A 23373-nucleotide genomic window follows, 5' to 3' on the forward strand; every position below is an offset into this window, starting at 1 on the left:
CCCGTGCTCACTGCACCAGCGGCGAGTCGGCGCCCTGAAGGTGAATGCCGCGAATGTCCGCCGCACCGATCAGGGTTTGCAGGTACTGCACCAGCGCTTTTTGCCACACGCCCTGCTGCAACTGGGTACGAATCGCCGTCGCAACCGCCTCGTACGGCAATGGTTGGCCATCGATTCGCTGGTCGATGCTGATCACGTGCCAGCCATAGCGGCTTTCCAGCGGTTTGCTGGCCAGGCCCGCCGGCAGGGTGAACAACTGGCGCTCCAGTTCAGGCACCGTCTGGCCCTTGCTGATCTGCCCCAGCGAGCCGCCCTGCGCCTTGGATGGACACGCCGAATGCTTCAGCGCCAACTCGGCAAAACTGCCCGGGAACTGATCCAGCCGCTCCAGCAGCAGCTCGGCCTGTACATGGGCCAGGCTGCGCGCCTCGGCATCGTCCGGCGCACATTCGAGCAGGATGTGCCGCACCGCCAGCAACGGCGCGCTGTGAAAGCGCGCCCGGTTGCTTTCGTAATAACGCAGGCAGGTGGCCTCGTCGCACTGCGGCACCTGCACCTCACGTTCGAGCAGCAGCCGCGTGGCCGCCTCCTCTTCGTTTTCACCGGCGCCGAGCTGCAACGCCAGGCCCAGTTCGGCGATACGTTGTTGCAGCAATTCACGGATCACCAGGGCCCGTGCCGCTTGGTAAACCGCCTCTTCACGACTGTCAGCCGGGTGATACTGGAGCTCCAGGGCCATCGCCTGCGGAGTGACCGGCACCCCGTTGACGCTGATGATCGGCCACTCCTGCTCACTGCTGGCAATCAACTGTGGCGCTTGATCTTCCGCCACCGGCCCGGCCTGGGCCGGCTCGAACTGCACCGCCCCCACCGGTTCGGCATCGGCCACCGGCGCCATCACCGGTGCCGCTTTTGCCGAAGAACCGCAGCCGCCGCTGCCGCCACCACTACCGCCACATCCGCATCCACTCGCCATGATCTTCTCCTCAAAACTTCTGCCGAACGATTTGATAACGACGCCCCAGGTACCAGACCGGCGCACTGACGATATGGACCAGACGAGTGAAGGGGAACAACACGAACAGGGTCAGGCCCAACACCACGTGGAGCTTGTAGACCAGGCCCACCGGCGCTATCGCGGTAGCGGCTTCAACCGGACGCAACAGCACGGTGTTCTGGGCCCAGTCGGCCAGCATCACCATCACCGAACCGTCCATGTGAGCGGTGGACGCCACGATGGTCATCAGCCCCAGCACCAGTTGCACCAGCAACACCACCAACACCAGGATGTCCGACGTACTGGAAGTGGCGCGAACCCGTGGGTCGGTCAGGCGACGGTTGAGCAGCATCACCAGGCCGATCAGGCCCAGCACGCCGAAGAAACCGCCGGAGACCATCGCCAGCAACTGCTTGTTCTCGGTGCTCAACACATGGTGGTAGATCGCCGAGGGTGTCAGCAGGCCGACGAAGTGCCCGGCCAGCACGAACAGCACACCGATATGAAACAGGTTGCTGGCCACGCGCATGCCGCGCTTGTTGAGCATCTGGCTGGAGCCGGCCTTCCAGGTGTACTGGGACAGGTCGAACCGCGCCCAGCTACCGATCAGGCAAATCGCCAGGGCGACATAGGGGTAGACCCCGAACAACAACAGATCCCATTTAGACATTGCCCACCTCCCCGGCTGGCGCGGCGGCCAGCCCTTCATGCTGAAAATCCACCCAGTGCAGCGGCACCGCACTTTCGTCCCGCGCCTTGCCCGGCGCGCTGGGCATCGAGCTGCAACGGTCTTGCTGCTCGGCCTTCATGAAATCCACCGCCTCTTCTTCCCAGATCTTGTCCAGGGCTTCGAGGGAGTCATCCCGTGGCTCGGCCTTTACTTGCTCAAGCATCTCGGCCACCGCCACCTGCGGTTCAGCGCCGGATATCTGCAGCAAAGCCCGGAAGCAACTGGCGTAGGCACTTTCGCGCTCGTCCAGACGCGCGGCGAGCAAGGCCAGCAGATGCGCTACATCGGCCAGGCCCTCGCGGGCCTCGATGTCTTCGCGGGTGGAAAGAAACTCCAGGTACAGCGGGATGTAGTCAGGCAGTTCCTTGACGCCGATGGCGAAACCGGCCTCTTCGTACTGGGCCATCATGTCGACCATGGCCTGGCCACGGTCGCGGGATTCGCCATGGACATGTTCAAACAACAGCAGCGACAGCGAACGGCCGCGGCCGAACAGCGCACCGTAGTGCTCCTGGCCGTCCATCAGGTCCTTGCCGCAAATCACCTCGAGCAATTCGAACAACCCGGCGCGCTGGTCGGGGCTGATTTCCCGCGCTTGAAGAATCGCTTGTTCCAGCTCATCCCGACCGGCCACGAGGGTCTCGGTCGGGTAGTCGAGCAGCAACGAAATCACCTTGAGAATGCGCATGCTCATTCCTCCCACAACTGCACGGTTTTGATCACGTCGCGGCGGTTGGCCTTCTTGCCACCGAACATGTTGGTGTCGGAGCTGCCACTGCAACCACTGCCAAAGCTGAAACCGCAACCGGAACGCTCGGCGAACGCGTCGCTCATGGCGTCTTCGCGGTGGGCGCTTGGCACGACGAAGCGGTCCTCGTAGTTGGCGATGGCCAGGTAGCGGTACATCTCTTCCACCTGGTTCACGCTCAAGTCGACGTCGGCCAGCACTTGCAGATCCTGCACGCCATCGACCTGTTCGGAACGCTTGTAGGCACGCATCGCCAGCAGACGCTTGAGGGCACGCTTGACCGGTTTTTCATCACCGGCAGTGAGCATGTTCGCCAGGTAGCGCAGCGGGATGCGCAGGCTGTCGACGTCCGGGATCACCCCGTTCATGCCTACGGTGCCAGCCGCGGCAGCATTCTGGATCGGCGACAGTGGCGGCACGTACCAGACCATTGGCAAGGTGCGGTATTCCGGGTGCAGCGGCAGTGCGAGTTTCCAGTCAACGGCCATTTTGTAGACCGGCGAGCGTTGCGCCGAATCGATCACCGACTGCGGCACGCCATCGGCCAGGGCCTGGCGAATCACCGCCGGGTCGTTCGGGTCGAGGAAGATCTCCAGTTGCTTCTCGTACAGGTCCTGCTCATTGGCGGTGCTTGCCACTTCGCTGATCCGATCGGCGTCATACAGCAGCACGCCGAGGTAACGGATGCGGCCAACGCAGGTTTCAGCGCAAACAGTCGGCATCCCGGCTTCGATGCGCGGGTAGCAGAAGATGCATTTTTCCGACTTGCCGCTCTTCCAGTTGAAGTAGATCTTCTTGTACGGGCAGCCGCTGATGCACATGCGCCAGCCGCGGCATTTTTCCTGGTCGATCAGGACGATGCCGTCCTCCTCGCGCTTGTAGATCGCACCGCTCGGGCAGGACGCCGCGCACGCCGGGTTCAGGCAGTGCTCGCACAGGCGCGGCAGGTACATCATGAACGTGTTTTCGTACTCGCCGTAGATGTCCGCCTGGATCTTGTCGAAGTTCTTATCCTTGCGCCGCTTGGCGAATTCAGTGCCGAGGATTTCCTCCCAGTTCGGACCCCATTCGATTTTCTGCATGCGCTTGCCGGACACGACCGAACGTGGTCGCGCGGTGGGCTGGTGCTCGCCCAGGGGTGCGGTGTGCAGGTGCTGGTAATCGAAGTCGAACGGCTCGTAGTAGTCGTCCAGGCTCGGCAGATCCGGGTTGGCGAAGATGTTCGCCAGTACACGGAACTTGCCACCGATGCGCGGGTTGATCGAACCGTCAGCGTTGCGGATCCAGCCGCCCTTCCACTTGTCCTGGTTTTCCCACTCCTTGGGATAGCCGATGCCAGGCTTGGATTCGACGTTGTTGAACCAGGCGTATTCCATGCCTTCACGGCTGGTCCAGACGTTCTTGCAGGTAATCGAGCAAGTGTGGCAGCCGATGCATTTGTCCAGGTTCAGGACCATGCCGATTTGTGAGCGAATCTTCATCTCAGTTCTCCTCGATATCAGTCGGCAGTGGACGCGGCAAATCATCGCCACTGGAACCATCGAGCCAATCGACCTTGACCATCTTGCGCACCACGACAAATTCGTCGCGGTTGCAACCGACCGTGCCGTAATAGTTGAAGCCGTAGGCCTGTTGGGCGTAGCCGCCAATCATGTGGGTGGGCTTGAGCACCACGCGGGTCACCGAGTTGTGGTGGCCGCCACGGGTCTTGGTGGTTTCCGAACCTGGCACGTTCACGATCCGTTCCTGGGCGTGATACATCATCACCATGCCTTCCTTGACCCGCTGACTGACCACCGCGCGGGCGGTCAGCGCGCCGTTGACGTTGAAGCATTCGATCCAGTCGTTGTCCTCGATACCGGCGCGCTTGGCGTCGATTTCCGAGAGCCAGACAATCGGTCCGCCACGGCTCAAGGTCAGCATCAGCAAGTTGTCGCTGTAGGTGCTGTGGATCCCCCATTTCTGGTGCGGGGTGATCCAGTTCAGGACGATCTCGGTCTCGCCATTGCTGCGCTTGCCCTTCACGCCGGCGATGGTGCGGGTGTTGACCGGTGGCCGATAGCTCATCAGCTGCTCGCCGAACGCCTGCATCCACGGGTGATCCTGGTAGAACTGTTGGCGGCCGGTGATGGTGCGCCATGGGATCGACTCATGGACATTGGTGTAGCCGGCGTTATAGCTCACGTGATCGTCTTCCAGGCCAGACCAGGTCGGGCTGGAAATGATCTTGCGTGGCTGGGCCTGGATGTCACGGAAGCGAATCGCCTCGTGCTCCTTGGACACCGCCAGATGGCTGTGGTCGATGCCGGTGAATTCCGACAGCGCTGCCCAGGCTTTCAACGCGACATGGCCGTTGGTTTCCGGCGCCAGGGACAGGATCACTTCGGCAGCGTCGATGGCGCTGTCGATCTTCGGCCGCCCTTGGCTGATGCCCGCCTCGACTTCCTTGTGGTTCAGTTCGCCGAGGAATTTAACTTCAGTATCGGTGTTCCAGTTGATGCCCTTGCCGCCGTTGCCGAGTTTTTCCAGCATCGGGCCCAGGGAAGTGAACTGCTTGTAGATGTTCGGGTAGTCGCGTTCCACCACTTGCAGGTTCGGCGCGTTCTTGCCCGGGACCGGTGCAACGCCGGCGCTTTTCCAGTCGGTGCCGCCGAATGGCTGGGCCAGTTCGCCGACGCTGTCGTGCATCAGCGGTACGGTGACCAGGTCTTTTTCCACGCCCAGGTGACCGACCGACATGGCGGAAAATGCCTTGGCGATACCCTTGTAGATTTCCCAGTCCGAACGCGATTCCCAGGCCGGATCGATGGCGGCCGACAGTGGGTGAATGAACGGGTGCATGTCCGAGGTGTTCATGTCGTCTTTTTCGTACCAGGTGGCGGTCGGCAAGACGATGTCGGAATACACGCAGGTGGAGGACATACGGAAGTCCAGGGTGGTCACCAGATCGAGCTTGCCAATGGCGCCCTCGTCAACCCATTCGGCTTCGGTGGGCTTGCACTCGGTGCTATGGCCGATGTCTTCGTTCATCACCCCGTTCTTGGTGCCCAGCAGGTACTTGAGCATGTACTCGTGGCCCTTGCCCGAAGAGCCCAGCAAGTTGGAACGCCAGATGAACATGTTGCGCGGGAAGTTCACCGGGCTGTCCGGCTGCTCGCAGGCAAAGCGCAGGGAACCGTCCTGCAGCGACTTGACCACGTAGTCCTTGGGTTCCAGGCCCGCAGCGGCGGCGTCCCGGCAAATGTGCAGCGGGTTGGTGTTGAGCTGCGGTGCGCTCGGCAACCAGCCGGCCCGTTCGGCGCGGATGTTGTAGTCCAGCGCGTGCTCGGGGAACTGCGATTTGTCGGCCAGGGGCGAGAGCACATCGTGCATGCTCATCTTCTCGTGGCGCCATTGCGAACTGTGGCCGTAGAAGAAGCTGGTGCCGTTCATCTGCCGTGGCGGACGGTTCCAGTCCAGGCCAAAGGCCAGCGGCAGCCAGCCGCATTGCGGACGGAGTTTTTCCTGGCCGACATAGTGGGCCCAGCCGCCGCCGGTCTGGCCGACGCAACCGCAGAGCATGAGCATGTTGATCAGCCCGCGGTAGTTCATGTCCATGTGGTACCAGTGGTTCATCGCCGCACCGACGATGATCATCGAGCGTCCACGGGTCTTGTCGGCGTTGTCGGCAAACTCGCGGGCGATCTGGATCGCCTTCTCGCGGCTCACACCGGTGATCTGTTCCTGCCAGGCTGGGGTGCCGGGCACCGAAGCGTCGTTATAGTCCTTGGCAACGTTGGCGCCGCCCAAGCCACGGTCGATCGCCAGGTTGGCCGCCGACAGATCGAATACGGTGGCGACTTTCGCCACGCTGCCATCGGCCAGCACCACGCTGTGCACCGGCACCCGACGGAACTGCACCGCGTCACCGGCCACATGCTGGAAGTACTCCTGGGCTTCTCCGGCGAAGTACGGGAACGCCACCTCGGCGACATCGCCGCCGATCAGGCTCAGCTTGAGGTCGATCTCACGTCCCTCGCCGCCTTCACGCGGTAGGATGTTCCACTTGCCCTTCTCACCCCAGCGATAGCCGATGGAGCCTTGGGGCGAAACCAGTTCGCCGGCGGCATCCAGGGCGATGGTTTTCCATTCCGGGTTGTTGTCCTGGCCGAGGTTGTCGGTCAGGTCGCTGGCCCGCAGGAAACGGTCCGGCTGGTAACCCGCACCCGGCGCCGCGCCGAGCATCGGCTTGAGCATCACCAGCACCGGCAGGTCGGTGTAGCGCTTGGCGTATTCGGTGAAATAGGCGCTCGGCTTGTCCAGGTGAAATTCTTTGAAGATCACATGGTTAAAGGCCTGGGCCAGCGCGGCGTCGGTACCCTGTTTGGGGTTGAGCCACAGGTCGGTGAGCTTGGCGACTTCCGAATAGTCCGGGGTGATCGCCACGGTCTTGGTGCCCTTATAGCGCACCTCGGTGAAGAAGTGGGCGTCAGGGGTACGGGTCTGCGGGACGTTGGAGCCCCAGGCAATGATGTAGTTGGAGTTGTACCAGTCGGCCGATTCCGGCACGTCGGTCTGCTCGCCCCACACCATCGGCGAGGCTGGCGGCAAGTCGCAATACCAGTCGTAGAAGCTCAGGCACACGCCACCGATCAGCGACAGGTAACGCGAGCCGGCGGCATAGCTGACCATCGACATGGCCGGGATCGGCGAGAAGCCCACTACCCGGTCCGGACCATGTTCCTTGACGGTATAGACGTTGGCCGCGGCGATGATCTCGTTGACTTCGTCCCAGTTGGAACGGATGAAGCCACCCATGCCGCGCTTGCTTTTATAGGAGTCGGCCTTGGCCTTGTCCTCGACGATGCTGGCCCAGGCTTCCACCGGCGCCAGGGTCTGCCGGGCTTCGCGCCACAGTTTGAGCAATGGCTTGCGAATTTTCGGGTACTTGAGCCGGTTGGCGCTGTAGATGTACCAGCTGTAGCTCGCGCCGCGAGGGCAGCCGCGTGGTTCGTGGTTGGGCAGGTCGTTACGGGTACGCGGGTAGTCGGTCTGCTGGGTTTCCCAAGTGATCAGGCCGTTCTTGACGTAGATCTTCCACGAGCACGAACCGGTGCAGTTCACCCCATGGGTGGAACGCACGATCTTGTCGTACTGCCAGCGGGAGCGGTAGACGTTCTCCCAATCCCGGGATTCCTTGCGGGTCTCGCCGTGACCATCGGAAAACTCGCCTTGCTTACGGTTGAAAAACCGCAGTTGATCCAATAAATGACTCACAGTGTGTTCCTCTCAGGCTTGCTCCGCGGGGTCTGCGCCCCGCCCACGCAATAGTTGAATTCGTCTTAGCAGGGTGTCGCCGCGCCTTTGCGGGCGTACCACCACCAGGTCACCACGATGCAGCTCAGGTAGAAGCCGACGAACATGTAGAAGGCCATCTCCGGGCCGCCGGTCAGGGCCATCGAAGTACCGAAAGATTTGGGAATAAAGAAGGCTCCGAAGGCGCCCATGGCCGAGCTGAAACCCAGCACCGCGGCCGATTCCTTGCCGGCGTTCTTGATCGCTTGCTCGCGCTGCTCAGGCTTTTTGCCCAGGGCGGCCTTCTCGTGCAGGGTGCGGAAGATCACCGGGATCATGCGGAAGGTCGAACCGTTGCCCACGCCAGTGGTGATGAACAGCAACATGAACATACCCAGGAAGCCGTAGAAGCTGCCGCCCTCGCCGTTCTGCGGAAGAAAGTGCAGGACGCCGAACACCATCACGATCATCAACACGAAGTTCCACAAGGTGACCTTTGCGCCGCCGAGCTTGTCCGCCAGCCAGCCGCCCAGTGGCCGTACCAGCGCGCCCACCAATGGGCCGAGGAAGGCGAATTTCAGGGCGATGACTTCAGGGAAGGAGGTCTTGATCAGCAGCGGGAAAGCCGCGGAAAAACCGATGAACGAACCGAAGGTCGCCAGGTACAACCAGCACATCAGCCAGTTGTGCTTGCGCTTGAAGATCACCGCCTGTTCGCTGAACGAAGCGCGGGCGCTGGACAGGTCGTTCATGCCGAACCAGGCAATCAGGGTTACGGCGAGAATGAACGGCACCCAGATGAAACCGGCGTTCTGCAACCACAAAGAGCTGCCGTCGGCCAGGACTTGCGGTTGGCCGCCCATGAAGCCGAACACACCGAAGGAGATCACCAGTGGCACGCTGAACTGCATCACCGACACGCCCAGGTTACCCAGCCCGGCGTTCAGGCCCAGGGCGGTGCCCTGCTGGGACTTAGGGTAGAAGAAGCTGATGTTGGACATGCTCGAGGCGAAGTTGCCGCCACCAAAACCGCAAAGCAATGCGATCAGCACGAACACGCTGTAGGGCGTGGCCGAATCCTGCACGGCGAAACCCATCCACAAAGCCGGTATCAACAACGACGCCGTGCTCAGCGCGGTCCAGCGACGCCCGCCGAAGATCGGCACCATGAACGAGTAGAAGATGCGCAAGGTCGCGCCGGACAGCCCCGGCAATGCCGCCAGCCAGAACAGCTGGTCAGTGGTAAAGCTGAAGCCGATGGCATTCAGGCGCACGATTACCGTGCTCCAGACCATCCATACCGCAAAGGCCAACAGCAGTGCCGGAATCGAAATCCACAGGTTGCGCCGGGCAGTCTGTTTACCACTTTTGCCCCAGAACGCGGGGTCTTCCGGGCGCCAGTCATGAATGACCGGGCCCTTTTCAGGCGTTTTCAGAACGGACATGTTCTTCTCCTTGGGCAATGCTGGAAAACGGGGATTGAGTGGCCGGCGGCTGCTTACCCAGCAGCGGGCGCTTGCGCATTTCGCTGAAGTACATCCAGGCCAGGGATACCCAGACCACGCCGTACATCAACATGAAGCAGGACGAGCGCACGCCGGTGAGGTCCACCAGGGCACCAAACATGATCGGCAGCACGAACCCGCCCAGGCCCCCGGCCAGACCGACGATGCCGGACACCGCCCCCATATTTTTCGGGTAGTCGTTGGCGATGTACTTGAAGACCGAGGCCTTGCCGAACGCGAAGGCGATGCCCATCACGAACAGCAGCACGGTGAACAGAGTGGGACTGAGGCCAATATGGAAATCGACGATGCCGTTGACGGTCTGCACTTGCAGTTGAGTCTGGGGATAGGACAGCAGGAACAGACAGATCCAGCTCACCCACAACACCCACCAGGTCACGCTCTGGGCGCCCCAGCGGTCGGACATCCAGCCACCGACGGCCCGCAGCACGCCGCCGGGCAGGGAGAAACACGCCGCCAGCAGCGCCGCGCTTTGCAGGCTGAAGCCGTATTCCTGCACGTAGTACTTGGTCATCCACAACGCCAGGGCCACATAGCCGCCGAACACGATCGAGTAGTACTGGCAGTAGCGCCACACGGCCGGCTCTTTCAGGGCTTTGAGTTGCTCGCGCAACGTGGCACCGCCCGTGCCGCTGTGTTCCTTTTTCTCGGTGGTGAGAAACCAGAACAACAGTGCGGTAATGAACAGGATGGCGCTGAACACCTTCGGCACCAGGTGCCAGCTGCCGAACGCGATCAGCGCCGGAGCGAGGAACTTGGTTAGCGCCGCACCGGCATTGCCGGCGCCGAACACGCCCATGGCAAAACCCTGGTTCTGTTTGTCGAACCACTTGGCAACGTAGGCGATGCCCACCGAGAACGAGCCTCCAGCCAGGCCGACGAACAGGCCCAGCACCAGGAACTGCCAAAAGGCCGTGGCGAGGGTGATCAGGTACAGCGGCAATACGCAGGACAGCATCAGCAGGAAGAACACGATCCGCCCGCCAAAGCGGTCGGTCAAAAGCCCCAGGGGTAGACGCACCAGCGAACCGGTCAATACCGGCGTAGCGGCCAGCAGGCCAAACTGGGTTTCATTGAGGGCCAGCAGTTCCTTGATCGGAACCCCCAGCACAGCAAACATCATCCAGACCATGAAGCACACGGTGAAGGCCAGGGTACTCATCCCTAGTACCAGCCCTTGTTGCACTTGCGCTCGCATCACGATGCACTCCGTCAGTTCGATGAGCGCAGCCTAGTGATACGAACCCCGCGAAAACTTGACCTGGGTCAACGTGCGCCGGGGCGGTCCAGGCCTATGCTTGGCCCGCCTACCTCCAAGGAGGTAGGTCCTGATATTGATACAACCCTTTGTTTATCAATACTTTGAACAAGTCTGCCGAAGCTTTTATGGAAATGGAGCGGCCGACAACTCTTTAGAGGTAGTGCGCCCAGGATTGGCTGCTACACCCCCAGGTCCAGGGCGCCCCCCCTATGCTCGGTTCACAGTTATGCCCCGCAGGCCCGCATCGATGATGCGTTGGCTGCGCAGTTCCCTGCCCGCTCGCGCCGGGCTGGCGGTGATCCTGATTGCCATCCTGGCCCTGGCCAGCTCCTTGAGTGCCGGGTTGATCGCCTGGTTCAGCCAAGGCGACGCTGCCGCCATCAATACCGCCGGCTCCGTGCGCATGGAGACCTACCACCTGAGCTGGAAACTCTCGGCGGGGACCAACGACGACATCCCGGCGATCGTCGCCAGCCTGCAACAACGCCTCGACAGCCCAGCCCTGCGCGCCGTGCTGGAAGATGGGCCGGAAACCTCCCTGCACAAAAGCTATCGCGACCTTGTGCAACGCTGGAACCAGACTTTGCGCCCGGCCATCGAGCGTGGTGACTCGGCGTTTTTCCAGGCCAGCGCCAACGGGTTCGTCGATCAACTGGACCAGTTCGTCACCCTGCTGCAACGCCAGAGCGAACACAAGCAAGGCTGGCAGCAGGCCATCCAGGGTGCGGCGCTGTTCAGCACCATGATCATCCTGCTGATCGGCCTGTATGAATTGCAGTACGGCGTGGTCACGCCCTTGCAGGAGTTGGTGGACGCCACCCAGCGCTTTCGCCGTGGCGAGTTCCAGGTGCGGGTCAATCACCAGTCCGAGGATGAGCTGGGCCAATTGGCGACCAGTTTCAACACCATGGCCGAGACCATCGAGCAATCCCATCGCACCCTGGAAAACCAGGTCCGGCAAAAGACCCTGAACCTGCAACAGGCCAACGCCGCCCTGGAGCTGTTGTACCAGAGCAGTCGCAGCCTGGCGACGCGGCAGGCTAATGCCGAAGGGCTGGATGAATTGATCCGACGCTTCCAACAGCGCCTGCCGGGCCTGCGCCTGACGTTGTGCCTGCAAGGGCAATTGCAGGCACCGGCCAGGCACCTGCTGGCGCTGCATGGCGCCGACAGTCGCCAGGTGTGCGCCAGCAGCGATTGCGCCAGTTGCCATAAACGCAACGCTGCACGCCCGCTAGCCTTTAGCATCAGTAACCAGGGTAATGAACTGGGTGAGCTCAAGGCGCATTTTGTCGACGGCCACGCGGCGCAGCCCTGGGAGACCGCATTGATCCAGGCCCTGGCCCACCTGATTGGCACGTCGCTGTCCCTCAAGCGCCAGCGCGAACAGGACCATCGCCTGCTGCTGCTCGAGGAACGCACGATCATTGCCCGCGAGCTCCACGACTCCCTGGCCCAGGCCTTGTCGTACATGAAACTGCAAGTCAGCCGCATGCAGACCCTGATGCGTCGGGGCGAACCGGTGCAGACCCTGGAGACGGTGACCGGCGAGCTGCGCGAGGGACTGAACAATGCTTATCGCCAACTGCGTGAACTGCTGACCACCTTCCGCCTGCAGATCCACGACGACGGCCTGGTCGAGGAACTCAAGGACACCGCCGAGGAGTTCTCAAGCCGAGGGGATTTCCAGGTGCACCTGTTCGTCGACACCCTGGCCTTCGAGCTGTCGGCCAGCGAGCAGATCCACATCCTGCAGATCACCCGTGAGGCCCTGTCCAACTGCCTGCGCCATGCCCATGCCGAAAACGCCTGGCTCGAACTGCGCCAGGAAGGCGAAACCGTGCGGCTGTCGATCGAAGACGATGGCCGCGGCTTCAGCGGCGAGGTGGACCAGCGCGAACACCATGGTTTGAACATCATGAACGAGCGGGCCCGCAGCCTGCGCGGCCAACTGCAGATTCTCTCTCGAACACCCCAGGGCACCCGCATCCAGGTGCATTTCCAACCGGAATTCCTGGGCCAACACACCGAAGGCCTCGCAACATGAACGCGCCCCTGCGCCACACCCTGCTACTGGTCGACGATCATCCGATGATGCGTCGCGGCATCCGCCAGATGCTTGAGCTCGAAGACGATTTGCACATCGTTGGTGAAGCCAGCCACGGCGAAGAAGCCCTGACCCTGATCGAACCGCTCAAGCCCGACCTGGTGCTGCTGGACAACAACATGCCGCAGATGAACGGCATCGAGACCCTGCGCCGACTGCGCGCCATGCACTACACCGGCAAGGTGCTGCTGTTCACCGTGTCCGATGCCGAGGACGACATCCGCGATGCCTTGCGCCTGGACGCCAACGGTTACCTGCTCAAGGACATGGAGCCGGAGCTGCTGATCCAGTACATCCGCGACGCCCTCAACGGCGCCCTGGTGATCAGCCCCGGCCTGACCCGCGCCATGGCCCAGGCCCTGCGCTCACCACCGCGCCAGGCCGATGTGGAACTGACCGAGCGCGAACGCCAGGTCCTCAAGACCATCGCCGGTGGCTATAGCAACAAGGTCATCGGGCACAAGCTGGGCATCACCGAAGGCACGGTCAAGGTGCATGTGAAGAACCTGCTGCACAAACTCGGTTTGCGCTCACGGGTCGAAGCCGCCGTGTGGGCGATGGAACATTTGCGCGGGGCGGGTTAGCCCAGCAAAACACACGCCCTGTGGGAGCAGATCTGGATTTCGTTCCCCACAGGTTTTGTGTCGTGATCGAGAGGCCCATCCCTCTTCCGAGGTAGGCCAGCCGAGGCATAGGCCGATGACGCCTTGGGCTCTACCATGACGGCACGCGGAGGTACGCCATGCTGACCCACCCTTCCATCGTTTTACTGTTGCGTCGTCATCACCTGTTCAGCCAACTGCCGGAGCGGGTCTTTGAAGATGTCTGCAGCCTGGCTGTCCTCAAACGCCTGGAATGCAACAGCACGCTCATGCACCAGGGCGATCCGGCCAAGCGGTTTTTCTTGCTGGTCAGTGGCCAGATCAAGCTGTTCCGGGTGACCGGTGAGGGCCAGGAGAACCTGGTGGAAATCATCCAGCCCGGCCAGACCTTCGCCGAGGCTTTGCTGTTCAGCCAGGCCCGCTGCTATCCGGTCAGCGCGTCGGCGATCAAGGACAGCGTGCTGGTGAGTATCGAGGGCACACATTACCGCAAGGCCCTGGAGGACCAGCCCAAGGTCTGCCTGGCGATCCTGGCGAGCATGAGTATTCATTTGCATCAGCGGCTCAAGGATATCGATAACCTGACCTTGGCCAGTGCCAGTCGGCGGGTGATCAATTTCCTGCTGCAGGAGCGGGATCCGCGGGATGGTCAGGTGGTGTTGCAGGTGTCGAAGCGGCTGGTGGCTTCCAAGTTGGGGATTCAGCCGGAGACGTTTTCGCGGATTCTTCATCGGTTGGTGGATGGGGGGTTGATTGCCATGGAGCGGCGCAACATTCGTATCCTGGCTGAAGAAGAACTGGCTGGTTACCAACAGTAACCGGGCCAGTCCCGGATTTGACCATGGTCAAGGCGTATTACTGGCGGCCTCGCACACTGGCAGAGTCCATCAGTGGAGAACCCTCATGTCCGATTCAAGCCTTCCCTTGGTCTACTCCTGCTCCGGTTGCTCGAATGTCGCGCAACTGGCCAATACCCTGGCCTTGCGCCTGGATCGCAGCGGCCTGGCCGAAATGTCCTGCATCGTCGGGGTCGGCGGGCATGTGGCTGCGCTGGTCAATAAAGCGCGCTCGGGACGGCGAATCCTGGCACTGGACGGCTGCCCGCTGCAATGCGTCGAAAGCTGCCTGAACCAGCACGACCTGCACGCCGATGTGCATCTGATCTTCAGCCACCACGGTTTGCGCAAACGCAACGGCAAGGATTGCACCGAGGAGCAGAGTGACGAGTTGTTTGAGGAGATCAAGCGGCTGATTGAAAGCCAGATGATCGAAGCCACCGAGACGGCTTGAGAAGGCGAACAGGTGCTAGTGTCGAACACCAAAACCTGTGGTGAGGGAGCTTGCTCCCGTTGGACCGCGAGCGGTCCTAAAACCTGTAGCCTCCGTATGTCAGTTAGAACGCACTTGCTGATTCAATTTTTTGAAATCAGCTCAACTGATACTGCAAACCTAATCTTGAGATAACGCGCCAAGAACTTAAAGCTTACAGAAATTACTTACAGAAATTTCCAAGACCCGTCCTACGACAGCAATATACCTTTCCTAAGAATCAGCAAGCTCATTCCCACAACCAACACGACTAACATTTCAGAAAACTCGCCACCTCTTCGCGATGATGTAAAGCCGCAACATCTTGAAAGTAATATTCAGTTGGCGCGATCTCCACCACCTGCAAAAAATCATCGTCAACGATATAGCCCACGCCTGGGGATTACCCGAGTGGCCGACACAACTTGGTTGGACCGTATTGGAATTCCGGTGGATTAAAGGTACGTCAATGAGTGCAGATTTTTCAGGCATTACGTGGGGCTTTCCCGGCATCGACCGGCGTCTTCTGAAAGTGCAATTCAGCTTTTTGTTGATGGTTTTGGGCGGGCGGTGCAATCAACTGGCGGTGGCTTGGTGGGCGTTGCAGGAAACAGGCTCTGCGCTCTATTTCGCCAACATGATTGCCTGTTCCATCGCGACGGAGGTGTTAGCCAAACCCCTGCTGGGATGGCTGGGGGACAAGTACAACAAAATCCTGATCATCAAGCTGGCCTCATGGATCAGCCTGCTGACAGCGCTGTTGATGGTGGTACTGTCCGCCACGGGGTCGTTCACCCCCTGGACGGTGGGCGCGCTGATGATGATCAGCAGTGCGATCGTCGGCGTACGCGACCCTCTCCAGGCTTCGATCATTCCTTTGTTTGCAGACGACGATAAAGTCTCCCTGGCCTTTCGGACCAAAAGCGTGATGTCGTCCTTTTCCATTCTGCTGGGACCGGTACTGGCCAGCGGGTTGATTTACGGATTCGGTATCACGTTCGCCTTTGCCGCCGATTTTTTTGCAATTCTCATCGCCGGGGCGTTGATCGCGACCATCCCGAGCCCCATCGGCGCCACTGACCAAGGCGAAAAAGCCCCGGGTGCCAGCGGCTTTAGCATGATCTATTCCGGCTTCAAAGTAGTTTACGGAGTGAAAGTCGAATTTTACCTGGCCATCATTGCAATGCTGATCAACTTTGCCCTGTTTCCGTTCTTCACCATCCTGATCCCATTGTATGTAAAGGACGTCATCCAGTACCCGGTCACTTACATCGGTCTTCTGGATTCGTGCTTCGGGCTGGGCATTCTGGCGGGCAGTTACAAGATCATCGGCTGGTTATCCGACCGGGTCCCCCGTGACATGTGTGTGTCCGCAGGTTTTGCATTACTGGGGTGCAACCTGGTGGTGGTCGGAACCGTTTCATCGTCGTTCATCGTGCCCGCGGCCTTTTTCTGCGGCGGCGTCGGCCTGATGTTGATTAACATCCCCACTTCCGCTGTGAGGTTGCTGGCAACGCCAAAGCTCCATCGCAACCGGATTTTTGCAACGGTTTCATTTCTGTCTGCGGCGGCCAGCCCCTTGGGCAGTTTCGCGATGAACACCCTGATCGCCTATCTGGGGGTCGCACTGACAATCACGCTGCTGGGCGTCATGGTGCTGCTGTTGTCTCTGCTGGTTTTTCTGGTACCCGACTTCAAATCTTTCATGCGTTCCCAGGATACGCAGCTCAATGATGCCTATCTGGACAAATACCCTAAAGCGTTTGCGCACTGACGTGCCTGGCCGTACCAAGATCAAAAGATCAAAGCCGCAGCTCCGCAGGAGATCTGTATACATCCGCAAGAGACAGGTCGGCTGTCAGGCCGCCATCGCGAGCAAGCTCGGCTCCCACATGGATGGGTTACATCCGCAGGAGCCAGGCCGGCTGTGAGGCCACCTATATCGCAGGCAAGCCATACACTGGATCTGCGTCGATCACAGCAACTCAACCTCTCACCCCGCCGCCAACCCCTTGCCCGCCCGCTCCAGGTTGCGCCAGAGCCACGGCGGCAACACTTCCGGATCAAGACTGTCGATCAAATTCTTCAACGCCAGCCCCAACTCGGTATCCCCCTCGATCACCAACCGGCGACGGAAGAACAACGTGTCAGGATCCTCCTGCCGACTGGCCAACAACAGAAACTCGCGCCAGTTGCCGCTGATGGTGACCTGGGCCTCGGCCTGTTCGGCAATGCGTAATCCCTCCCGCGCCAAGGTCAGGTACCAGCACAACTTCAGGTCGGGCACGCGCAGGCACAACCAGCGCCCACGCAGCACCTCGAACCCGCCGTCGCGCAGCGGCTCGGCCAGGCAGCGATTGAGCGCCTGCTGCAACGCCAGGCGCTGCACCACAAACGGCACCTTGCCTACCAGCGGCAGCAAGCGGTCGGCACCTTTGAGCACCCACTTCTTCGGACTCAACACAGGCCCGCCTCCTCTACCTTCAACATGCCGGCATGGCCGTGCCAGTAGCCATTGCAACCGTCCACGAACAACGGCGGTGCCCCGCCCTGACGCACTTTGTCGAAGGCCGTGACCACCTCGGCCATGCCCTGGGCACGCGGACTCAGGCGCAGCACATCAGCGCCACAGGCCACCAGCGCGTTGTAGTCGGCCAGCAGGTTGGTCACCTCACCGGACATCGTCTGGATGCCGTTGAGGGTGAACAACTGTTGGCCCTCTTGACTGCTCAACGCCAAGCCGTCGGGGTAGTTGATGCAGCAGAACTGACAGTCGTCCTTGGGGCGGTTTTCGGCTCGGGCGGTAAAGCATCGTGCCGAGTACGCCAAGGGCAGATGACCGTAGGCGAAGATCTCCACCTCCGGCACCTCGCGGTCCATGTCCCGCACCTGCTCCAGCACATCGCCGATCAGCGCCGCCGAGCACTCCACGGGCGGCACCCAACGGATCATGCCACTGTCGAGCAATTGCCCCAGGGCGTGGCCGTTGTACAAGTTCAGCGCCGGGCCGCCGACGAAAGGCAGTTTGCGTTCGGCCATGAACTGCACCGCGCCCATGTCATTGGCTTCCACCAACAACTGGCCGTTGTCACACAGGCGTCGCAGCGAGGACAGCTCCGAGGCCGCTTCGATCAGCGTCAGGCTCGACAACACAATCTGTGCCTGGCTGCACGTTTGCAGCTCGCGCGCCAACCCCAGCCACTGATCCAGGGAGAACGCCCGGCGTTTCGAACACACGGTTTCCCCCAGGTAAATCACGTCCAGCGGCAATGCCGACATCTCGGCATAGAAATTCCCCAGTTGCGCTTTGTCCCAATAAAACAGGACCGGTCCCAGGCTGAGTTTCATCTGGCCTCCCCTCATTGCCATGATCGATGGTAGGCACCCAGGGTGGTCTGGCTGCCTTCGGACAAGCCAGCCAGCGCCTGGCGCCATTCTTCCTGCACCCGGAACCGTTGCGGCGCGACCTGGTGGGCATCCAGTGCGGCGCGCCAGACCCGGGTCACTTGCTCAACGTAGGCCGGGCTGCGTTGACGACCTTCGATCTTCACCGCTTCGACGCCAATGGCCGCCAGCTCAGGCAGCAGGTCGAGGGTGTCGAGGCTGGTGGGTTCTTCCAGCGCATGGAAGCGCTTGCCGCCGACCAGGAAGCGGCCTTTGCACAAGGTCGGATAACCGGCCGGTTCTTCGGGGGTATAGCGGTCGATCAGCACCTCGCTCAGGCGTGCGCTGAGGCCTTGGGCATCCTCGCTCCAGCGCACCGCCTTGGCGGGCGAGCAGACGCCGCACAGGTTCGGTGATTCGCCGGTGATGTAGGAAGACAAGTGGCAACGGCCTTCAGCCATGATGCACAGGCTGCCGAAACCGAAGACTTCGATCGGCACCGGACTGCCCGCCGCCACCTGCCGCACTTGGGCCAGGGACAGTACCCGTGGCAGCACGGCGCGGCGGATGTCATAACGCTGGGCGTAAAACGCCAGGGCCGCGGCGTGGGTGGCCGAACCTTGTACCGACAGGTGCAGCGCCAGCTTCGGATGGCGCTGGCTGGCGTAGCTGAGCACACCAGGGTCGGCGGCAATCAGGGCATCCACGCCGAAATCGGCGGCGCGATCCACGGCCCGTTGCCAGCGCTCCCAGCCCTTGGGCTGCGGGTAAGTATTGACCGCCACGTACAGCTTGCGTTGGTGCTGGCGGATGTGTGCGACAGCCGCGTCGAACTGCTTATCGTCCATGTTCAGCCCGGCGAAGTGCCGGGCATTGGTGTCATCGCGAAAGCCGACATAGACGGCATCGGCGCCTTGGCGCACCGCCGCTTTGAGGGCAGGCAGATTCCCTGCCGGGCAAACCAGTTGCATGGGGCATCCTCATGAGAAAACTCAGGCGCCGCCAGTCTAGCCAGCCCTCGGCCGGCGACCTTGACGGCAATCAATTGCCGTCAATGCATCAGTTCGGCGAATGGCAGATACAGCACCTTGTCGTGCTTGTGCAGTTGCGCCTCACACTCCACCACCGCCAGCCCATCGGCCCAGCAGGCGGCCGTCAGCATCGCCGAACTTTGCTGAGGGTGCAGTTCCACGCACAGGTGGCCGTTGGCATCCGGAACCAACCTGGCCCGCAGGTACTGTCGGCGCCGGTTGCGCTTGAGCCAGTCGAACCCGGCGGGCACCTGCAACGGCACGGGTAACACGTCGCCCATGCCCTGGGCCCGAAACAGGAACGGCCGCACGACGATCAGCGCGGTAATCAACGCCGCCGACGGATTGCCCGGCAGCCCGATCCAAGGTTTGCCTTCCACATCGCCAAAGGCCAGAGGCTTGCCCGGCTGGATGGCCAGGCGCCAGAGGTCGATGCTGCCCAAGGCTTCGATGGCTTGCTTGAGATGGTCTTCTTCACCCACCGAGACACCGCCCGAGGTGATCAGCACATCGCATTCGGCGGCGGCCAGGCGCAACGCTTGTCGACTGGCCAATAGCTGGTCGGGCATGACCCCGAAGTCATGCACCTCGACACCCCAACCGCGCAACAGTGCGGCGAGGCTATGGCGATTGCTGTTGTAGATCTGTCCTGGCGCCAGTGGCTCACCCGGCTCGCGCAGCTCATCGCCGCTGCTGAGCAAGCCCACTTGTAAGGGGCGATAGACGTCCACCTGGCCGACGCCGGCACCGGCGAGCAGACCCAACTCCTGGGCGCGCAAGCGCGTGCCGGCTTCAAGCAGCCGGTCTCCTCGACGCAGTTCCTCACCTTCCTTGCGAACATGGTCACCGCCGTTGACCGGCGGCAACCAGACCCGCTCGCCATCGACGCGACAGCTTTCCTGCGGCACTACCGTGTCGGCACCCGGTGGCAGCGGCGCGCCAGTAAAAATCCGCACGACTTGCCCGGCCTGCAACGGCTCGCCCGGTTCGTCACCCGCGGCGATCCGCCCGCCCAACAACAGGTCGCCGCCGTCACCCGGCAGGTCAGCGGCCCGCAGGGCATAGCCATCCATCGCGCTGTTGTCCCAGGCCGGCAGGTTCATCGGGCACACAATGTCAGTGGCCAGCACACGCGCCAGGGCCTGGTCCAGGCCAACCCGTTGCACGGGCGGTGGCGGCGGTGCCTGGTCGAGCAGATGACGGATCGCCTCATCCACCGGCATCAACACGCCGCTGTCGCACACCCGGCCGTTCACGAGCGTGTCTCGCAAGCCGTTGGGGCGATGCCGTCCTGGGGTTTGAGGTGCGGGGTGAAATTGCACGGGCCGGTGCGGCTGTCCAATTGCCCGGCCAGGATCTGCTCCCATCCGGTCCGGCACGCCCCCGGCGAACCCGGCAAGCAGCACACCAGCACCCCGTTGCTCATGCCCGCCAAGGCGCGCGATTGCAGGGTGGACATGCCGATCTGCGCCAGCGACACCTGGCGGAACAACTCGCCGAAACCGTCCACCTGCTTGTCCAGCAGTGGCGCCACCGCCTGAGGAGTGTTGTCGCGCGGGGTGAACCCGGTGCCGCCGGTCATCAACACCACCTGCACCTTGGGGTCGGCGATCCATTGGGAGACCTGGGCGCGGATCTGGTAGATATCGTCTTTCACCAACCCACGGTCGATGAGCACGTGTCCGGCCGTTTGCAACAGGTCCGCCAGGGTTTGGCCCGAGGTGTCGGTGTCGAAGGTGCGGGTATCGCTGATGGTAAGGACCGCGATGTTCAGCGGTTGAAAGAGGCGTTGCGTCAGATGGGCCATGATCAGCCGTCCTGTCAGAAAAGATGGCCCAGCCTGAACCGCAATCGTTGCCGGGCCTATTCCTCGTTGGAGGTACCTCCCTTGGCACTCAAGGTGCCAGGCGGCAACGCTGCCAGGCGCCATCCTGCAGGCGGTAGTCGAGGCGATCGTGCAAACGGTCGGCGCGGCCCTGCCAGAACTCCATCCGTTCGGGCCGCAGGCAATAACCGCCCCAATGGCCGGGGCGCCGCACGGGTTGATCGGCAAAGCGTTTTTCGGTTTGCGCCAGCAAGGTCTCCAGCGCGGCCCTGTCCTCCAGTGGCCGGCTTTGTGGCGACGCCCAGGCGCCCAGGCGACTGGCGACGGAACGGGATTCAAAATAGGCATCCGACAACGCCGGATCGAGTTTGTGGACCGGCCCTTCGATGCGTACTTGCCGCTCCAGCCCCGGCCAGAAAAACGTCATGGCCGCCCAGGGGTTGGCCGCCAGGTTCTGGCCCTTTGCGCTGTCGTAGTTGCCAAAAAAAGAAAACCCCTGGGCGTCGAAGCCCTTGAGCAACAACACCCGACAGTGAGGCCGGCCCTGCTCGTCCACCGTCGCCAGGGCCATGCTGTTGGCTTCCACCGGTGGGCTTTCGGTGTCGCGGGCCTGTTGCATCCAGAGCGCGAACAGCGCCATGGGGGCGTCGGGTGCCAGGGCTTCATCCAGGCCATCGAGGGTGTACTGGCGGCGCATTTTGGCCAGGGAAAGGGGCATGAGAGAGATCTCCACTGTGGGTTTGCCCCAGTCTGCGCCTGGCCCTGCGGGTCCACCTTGACCCCCATCAAATGTGCCCCCCTGTAGGAGCTGCCGAGCGCAGCGAGGCTGCGATCTTTCCCCAGACACTTGAATCTCAAGCGACAGATCAAAAGATCGCAGCCTTCGGCAGCTCCAACAGTCAGCGCATGACTCAGGAACAGGTGGCCAAAGATTCACTTAAGCCCCAACCGCCGCGCCAGCTTATGCAGATTGCTCGGGTCAACCTCCAACAGCCGCGCGGCCCCCGCCCAGTTCTGCCCGCAGCGTTCCAGGGCCTTGAGGATCGCCTGGCGCTGGCAACCATCGACAGCCTCGCTCAAGGGCTGCACACGCGCATCCAACGCTTGCAGGGCCTGTTCGGGCAGCGCTTGCGTCGAGGCTGTGCTGGCGTTGACGTCGAGGTCGAGCACCTGCGGTTCCAGGGTCATGATCAGGCTGCGACTGGCGCCACGACTCAGTTGCTTCAACGCCGCGCGGCTGATCACGTGTTCCAGTTCCCGCACATTGCCCGGCCAGCTGTACGCCAGCAGCGCCTGTTCAGCCGCCGGGGACAGGCGCAACCCACGCAAGCCCAGCCGCGTGCGGTTCAGTTCGAGAAAGTGCCCGGCCAGCATCAATACATCATGACCACGCTCGCGCAGCGGCGGGATCGGCACCGGGTAGACCGAAAGCCGGTGATACAGGTCGGCGCGAAACAACCCGTCGCGAATGCTGTCGGGCAGGTGCCGGTTGGTGGCGGCGATGATCCGCACATCAACGTGCAGCGGCTTGTCCGCCCCCAGGCGCTGGATCTCGCCGTTCTGCAGGGTGCGCAGCAACTTGGCCTGCACGCTCAACGGCAATTCACCGACCTCATCGAGGAACAGCGTGCCACCATTGGCCGCGTCGAAGCGCCCGGCACGGTCGGTGGTCGCCCCGGAGAATGCGCCTTTGACGTGGCCGAACAACTCGCTTTCGGCCAGGGACTCCGGCAACGCCGCGCAGTTGACCTGAACCAACGGCTTGTGGCCTCGTCGGGACAGCCGATGCAGCCGCCGGGCGAACAACTCCTTGCCGACTCCGGTTTCGCCCAGCAACAGCACCGGCAGTTCGGAGTCCGCCAGCACATCCAGTTCGTTGAGCAACTGCTGCAACCCCTCGCTGCGCCCGAGGATCTCGCCCTCTTCGGCGGGTAGCCGCAGGTCGGTCTGGTCGCTGCGCGATGCTCGCAGGCTACGGTTTTCCTGCTCGAGCCGGGTGACCCGCACGGCGGCCTCGATCTGCAACGTACAGCGCTTGAGTTCCTCGCGGGCGCGGCTGTCGAAGGTGCCGGCGTGCAACGCATCCAGGGTGATCGCACCCCAGAGCCGTCCTTCCACGTACAGGCTCACGCCCATGCAGTCATGCACCGGCAGCGGTTCACCGACGTGGTTGTCGAGCAAACCGTCGTAAGGGTCCGGCAGACGGCTGTCCGGCTCGAACCAGGTGGGTTCGCGCGAGGCCATGATCGCCGCCAGACGCGGGTGCTGGGCAATCACGAAGCGCCGTCCCAGTGCTTCGTGGACCAGGCCCACGGTGGCCACGGGCCTGAGACTGTCATCGTCCAGGCGCAGCAGCCCCACGGCGCCACTGTTGAAGTATTCGCGCAGGGTCTGCACCAGGCGCTGCAATCGCACCGCATTGGGCAGCTCGACGATCAGGTCGGCGGCCAGGCTTTCACGCAGCATGGTAGTGATGACCCTCCAGGGTTCGTTTGACCCTTCACAATCAGGGTGACAATCACCCTGGCAAAAATTTAATGCTTTGTTTTCAATCAGTTGAATATGGCACGCCGGCTGCAA

19 protein-coding genes are annotated in these 23373 nt (G+C 62.0%); 5 read left to right on the top strand and 14 right to left on the bottom strand.

Going from position 1 to position 23373, the window contains the following annotated elements:
* Positions 1–7: 7 nt before the first annotated feature.
* The 7 genes from AACY42_RS16120 to AACY42_RS16150 form a co-directional block, all read right to left on the bottom strand.
* Positions 8–976 (bottom strand): peptidylprolyl isomerase, encoded by a 969-nt coding sequence (locus tag AACY42_RS16120; RefSeq protein WP_339480806.1) that lies wholly within the window; start codon positions 974–976, stop codon positions 8–10.
* A 10-nt stretch (positions 977–986) separates the two neighbouring features.
* Complete coding sequence (gene narI, locus AACY42_RS16125) at positions 987–1667, bottom strand: respiratory nitrate reductase subunit gamma (RefSeq protein WP_339480808.1); 681 nt, start codon at positions 1665–1667, stop codon at positions 987–989.
* Entirely contained in the window at positions 1660–2415 is a 756-nt protein-coding gene (narJ, locus tag AACY42_RS16130; protein WP_339480810.1) for a nitrate reductase molybdenum cofactor assembly chaperone, read from the bottom strand. The genes narI and narJ overlap by 8 nt, the downstream gene beginning before the upstream one ends.
* A 2-nt stretch (positions 2416–2417) precedes the next feature.
* Positions 2418–3956: a nitrate reductase subunit beta gene (gene narH / locus AACY42_RS16135; protein WP_339480812.1), complete on the bottom strand. Its 1539-nt coding sequence runs from the start codon at positions 3954–3956 to the stop codon at positions 2418–2420.
* 1 nt (position 3957) lies between these two features.
* On the bottom strand, positions 3958–7731 hold the full coding sequence (locus AACY42_RS16140) for a nitrate reductase subunit alpha (protein ID WP_339480814.1): 3774 nt from the start codon (positions 7729–7731) through the stop codon (positions 3958–3960).
* A gap of 65 nt (positions 7732–7796) precedes the next feature.
* Positions 7797–9194 (bottom strand): NarK family nitrate/nitrite MFS transporter, encoded by a 1398-nt coding sequence (locus AACY42_RS16145; protein WP_339480816.1) that lies wholly within the window; start codon positions 9192–9194, stop codon positions 7797–7799.
* Positions 9172–10473 carry an MFS transporter gene (locus AACY42_RS16150; RefSeq protein WP_445261557.1) on the bottom strand — a complete coding sequence of 434 codons (1302 nt, stop codon included), beginning with the start codon at positions 10471–10473 and terminating at the stop codon, positions 9172–9174. The genes AACY42_RS16145 and AACY42_RS16150 overlap by 23 nt, the downstream gene beginning before the upstream one ends.
* A gap of 310 nt (positions 10474–10783) precedes the next feature.
* On the opposite strand from AACY42_RS16150, the gene AACY42_RS16155 reads away from it, so the two are divergent.
* The 5 genes from AACY42_RS16155 to AACY42_RS16175 all read left to right on the top strand — a co-directional run bounded on the left by AACY42_RS16155 (position 10784) and on the right by AACY42_RS16175 (position 16327).
* Positions 10784–12583 (top strand): HAMP domain-containing protein, encoded by a 1800-nt coding sequence (locus AACY42_RS16155; protein WP_339480820.1) that lies wholly within the window; start codon positions 10784–10786, stop codon positions 12581–12583.
* Positions 12580–13227 (top strand): two-component system response regulator NarL, encoded by a 648-nt coding sequence (narL, locus tag AACY42_RS16160; RefSeq protein WP_339480822.1) that lies wholly within the window; start codon positions 12580–12582, stop codon positions 13225–13227. The genes AACY42_RS16155 and narL overlap by 4 nt, the downstream gene beginning before the upstream one ends.
* A 158-nt stretch (positions 13228–13385) precedes the next feature.
* Positions 13386–14063, top strand: coding sequence for a Crp/Fnr family transcriptional regulator (locus tag AACY42_RS16165; RefSeq protein WP_024616162.1), 678 nt, complete (start codon positions 13386–13388; stop codon positions 14061–14063).
* An 85-nt stretch (positions 14064–14148) separates the two neighbouring features.
* The gene (locus AACY42_RS16170; RefSeq protein ID WP_339480829.1) at positions 14149–14535 is read left to right on the top strand and encodes a putative zinc-binding protein; all 387 of its coding nucleotides are present in this window, start codon (positions 14149–14151) and stop codon (positions 14533–14535) included.
* A 487-nt stretch (positions 14536–15022) separates the two neighbouring features.
* On the top strand, positions 15023–16327 hold the full coding sequence (locus AACY42_RS16175; protein ID WP_339480831.1) for an MFS transporter: 1305 nt from the start codon (positions 15023–15025) through the stop codon (positions 16325–16327).
* A 219-nt stretch (positions 16328–16546) separates the two neighbouring features.
* Here the strand turns inward: AACY42_RS16175 and ubiT are convergent, their stop codons facing one another.
* The 7 genes from ubiT to norR form a co-directional block, all read right to left on the bottom strand.
* The gene (gene ubiT, locus AACY42_RS16180) at positions 16547–17017 is read right to left on the bottom strand and encodes a ubiquinone anaerobic biosynthesis accessory factor UbiT (protein WP_339480833.1); all 471 of its coding nucleotides are present in this window, start codon (positions 17015–17017) and stop codon (positions 16547–16549) included.
* Positions 17011–17901 (bottom strand): U32 family peptidase, encoded by an 891-nt coding sequence (locus AACY42_RS16185; protein ID WP_339480834.1) that lies wholly within the window; start codon positions 17899–17901, stop codon positions 17011–17013. Before AACY42_RS16185 ends, ubiT begins: the two co-directional genes overlap by 7 nt.
* Before the next feature lie 11 nt (positions 17902–17912).
* Positions 17913–18908: a ubiquinone anaerobic biosynthesis protein UbiU gene (gene ubiU / locus AACY42_RS16190; protein WP_339480835.1), complete on the bottom strand. Its 996-nt coding sequence runs from the start codon at positions 18906–18908 to the stop codon at positions 17913–17915.
* A gap of 80 nt (positions 18909–18988) precedes the next feature.
* Positions 18989–20224, bottom strand: a complete 1236-nt coding sequence (locus AACY42_RS16195; RefSeq protein WP_339480989.1) for a molybdopterin molybdotransferase MoeA — start codon at positions 20222–20224, stop codon at positions 18989–18991.
* The gene (moaB, locus tag AACY42_RS16200; RefSeq protein WP_122566488.1) at positions 20221–20775 is read right to left on the bottom strand and encodes a molybdenum cofactor biosynthesis protein B; all 555 of its coding nucleotides are present in this window, start codon (positions 20773–20775) and stop codon (positions 20221–20223) included. The genes AACY42_RS16195 and moaB overlap by 4 nt, the downstream gene beginning before the upstream one ends.
* A gap of 88 nt (positions 20776–20863) precedes the next feature.
* Entirely contained in the window at positions 20864–21511 is a 648-nt protein-coding gene (gene pdxH, locus AACY42_RS16205) for a pyridoxamine 5'-phosphate oxidase (protein WP_339480840.1), read from the bottom strand.
* A 215-nt stretch (positions 21512–21726) separates the two neighbouring features.
* Positions 21727–23259 carry a nitric oxide reductase transcriptional regulator NorR gene (norR, locus tag AACY42_RS16210; RefSeq protein WP_339480842.1) on the bottom strand — a complete coding sequence of 511 codons (1533 nt, stop codon included), beginning with the start codon at positions 23257–23259 and terminating at the stop codon, positions 21727–21729.
* Between the last annotated feature and the right edge of the window lie 114 nt (positions 23260–23373).

It is taken from the genome of Pseudomonas sp. RL_5y_Pfl2_73, from assembly GCF_963970515.1.
In the GTDB taxonomy this organism is placed as follows: Bacteria; Pseudomonadota; Gammaproteobacteria; order Pseudomonadales; family Pseudomonadaceae; genus Aquipseudomonas.

What these genes read in the sequence shown, in the direction of transcription:
- AACY42_RS16120 (WP_339480806.1), bottom strand. Translation starts at nt 976, where the DNA reads ATGGCGAGTGGATGCGGATGTGGCGGTAGTGGTGGCGGCAGCGGCGGC.
- narL (WP_339480822.1), top strand. Translation starts at nt 12,580, where the DNA reads ATGAACGCGCCCCTGCGCCACACCCTGCTACTGGTCGACGATCATCCG.
- AACY42_RS16145 (WP_339480816.1), bottom strand. Translation starts at nt 9,194, where the DNA reads ATGTCCGTTCTGAAAACGCCTGAAAAGGGCCCGGTCATTCATGACTGG.
- moaB (WP_122566488.1), bottom strand. Translation starts at nt 20,775, where the DNA reads ATGGCCCATCTGACGCAACGCCTCTTTCAACCGCTGAACATCGCGGTC.
- AACY42_RS16150 (WP_445261557.1), bottom strand. Translation starts at nt 10,473, where the DNA reads ATGCGAGCGCAAGTGCAACAAGGGCTGGTACTAGGGATGAGTACCCTG.
- AACY42_RS16175 (WP_339480831.1), top strand. Translation starts at nt 15,023, where the DNA reads ATGAGTGCAGATTTTTCAGGCATTACGTGGGGCTTTCCCGGCATCGAC.
- narI (WP_339480808.1), bottom strand. Translation starts at nt 1,667, where the DNA reads ATGTCTAAATGGGATCTGTTGTTGTTCGGGGTCTACCCCTATGTCGCC.
- narJ (WP_339480810.1), bottom strand. Translation starts at nt 2,415, where the DNA reads ATGCGCATTCTCAAGGTGATTTCGTTGCTGCTCGACTACCCGACCGAG.
- ubiU (WP_339480835.1), bottom strand. Translation starts at nt 18,908, where the DNA reads ATGCAACTGGTTTGCCCGGCAGGGAATCTGCCTGCCCTCAAAGCGGCG.
- norR (WP_339480842.1), bottom strand. Translation starts at nt 23,259, where the DNA reads ATGCTGCGTGAAAGCCTGGCCGCCGACCTGATCGTCGAGCTGCCCAAT.
- AACY42_RS16155 (WP_339480820.1), top strand. Translation starts at nt 10,784, where the DNA reads ATGATGCGTTGGCTGCGCAGTTCCCTGCCCGCTCGCGCCGGGCTGGCG.
- AACY42_RS16165 (WP_024616162.1), top strand. Translation starts at nt 13,386, where the DNA reads ATGCTGACCCACCCTTCCATCGTTTTACTGTTGCGTCGTCATCACCTG.
- pdxH (WP_339480840.1), bottom strand. Translation starts at nt 21,511, where the DNA reads ATGCCCCTTTCCCTGGCCAAAATGCGCCGCCAGTACACCCTCGATGGC.
- AACY42_RS16170 (WP_339480829.1), top strand. Translation starts at nt 14,149, where the DNA reads ATGTCCGATTCAAGCCTTCCCTTGGTCTACTCCTGCTCCGGTTGCTCG.
- narH (WP_339480812.1), bottom strand. Translation starts at nt 3,956, where the DNA reads ATGAAGATTCGCTCACAAATCGGCATGGTCCTGAACCTGGACAAATGC.
- AACY42_RS16185 (WP_339480834.1), bottom strand. Translation starts at nt 17,901, where the DNA reads ATGAAACTCAGCCTGGGACCGGTCCTGTTTTATTGGGACAAAGCGCAA.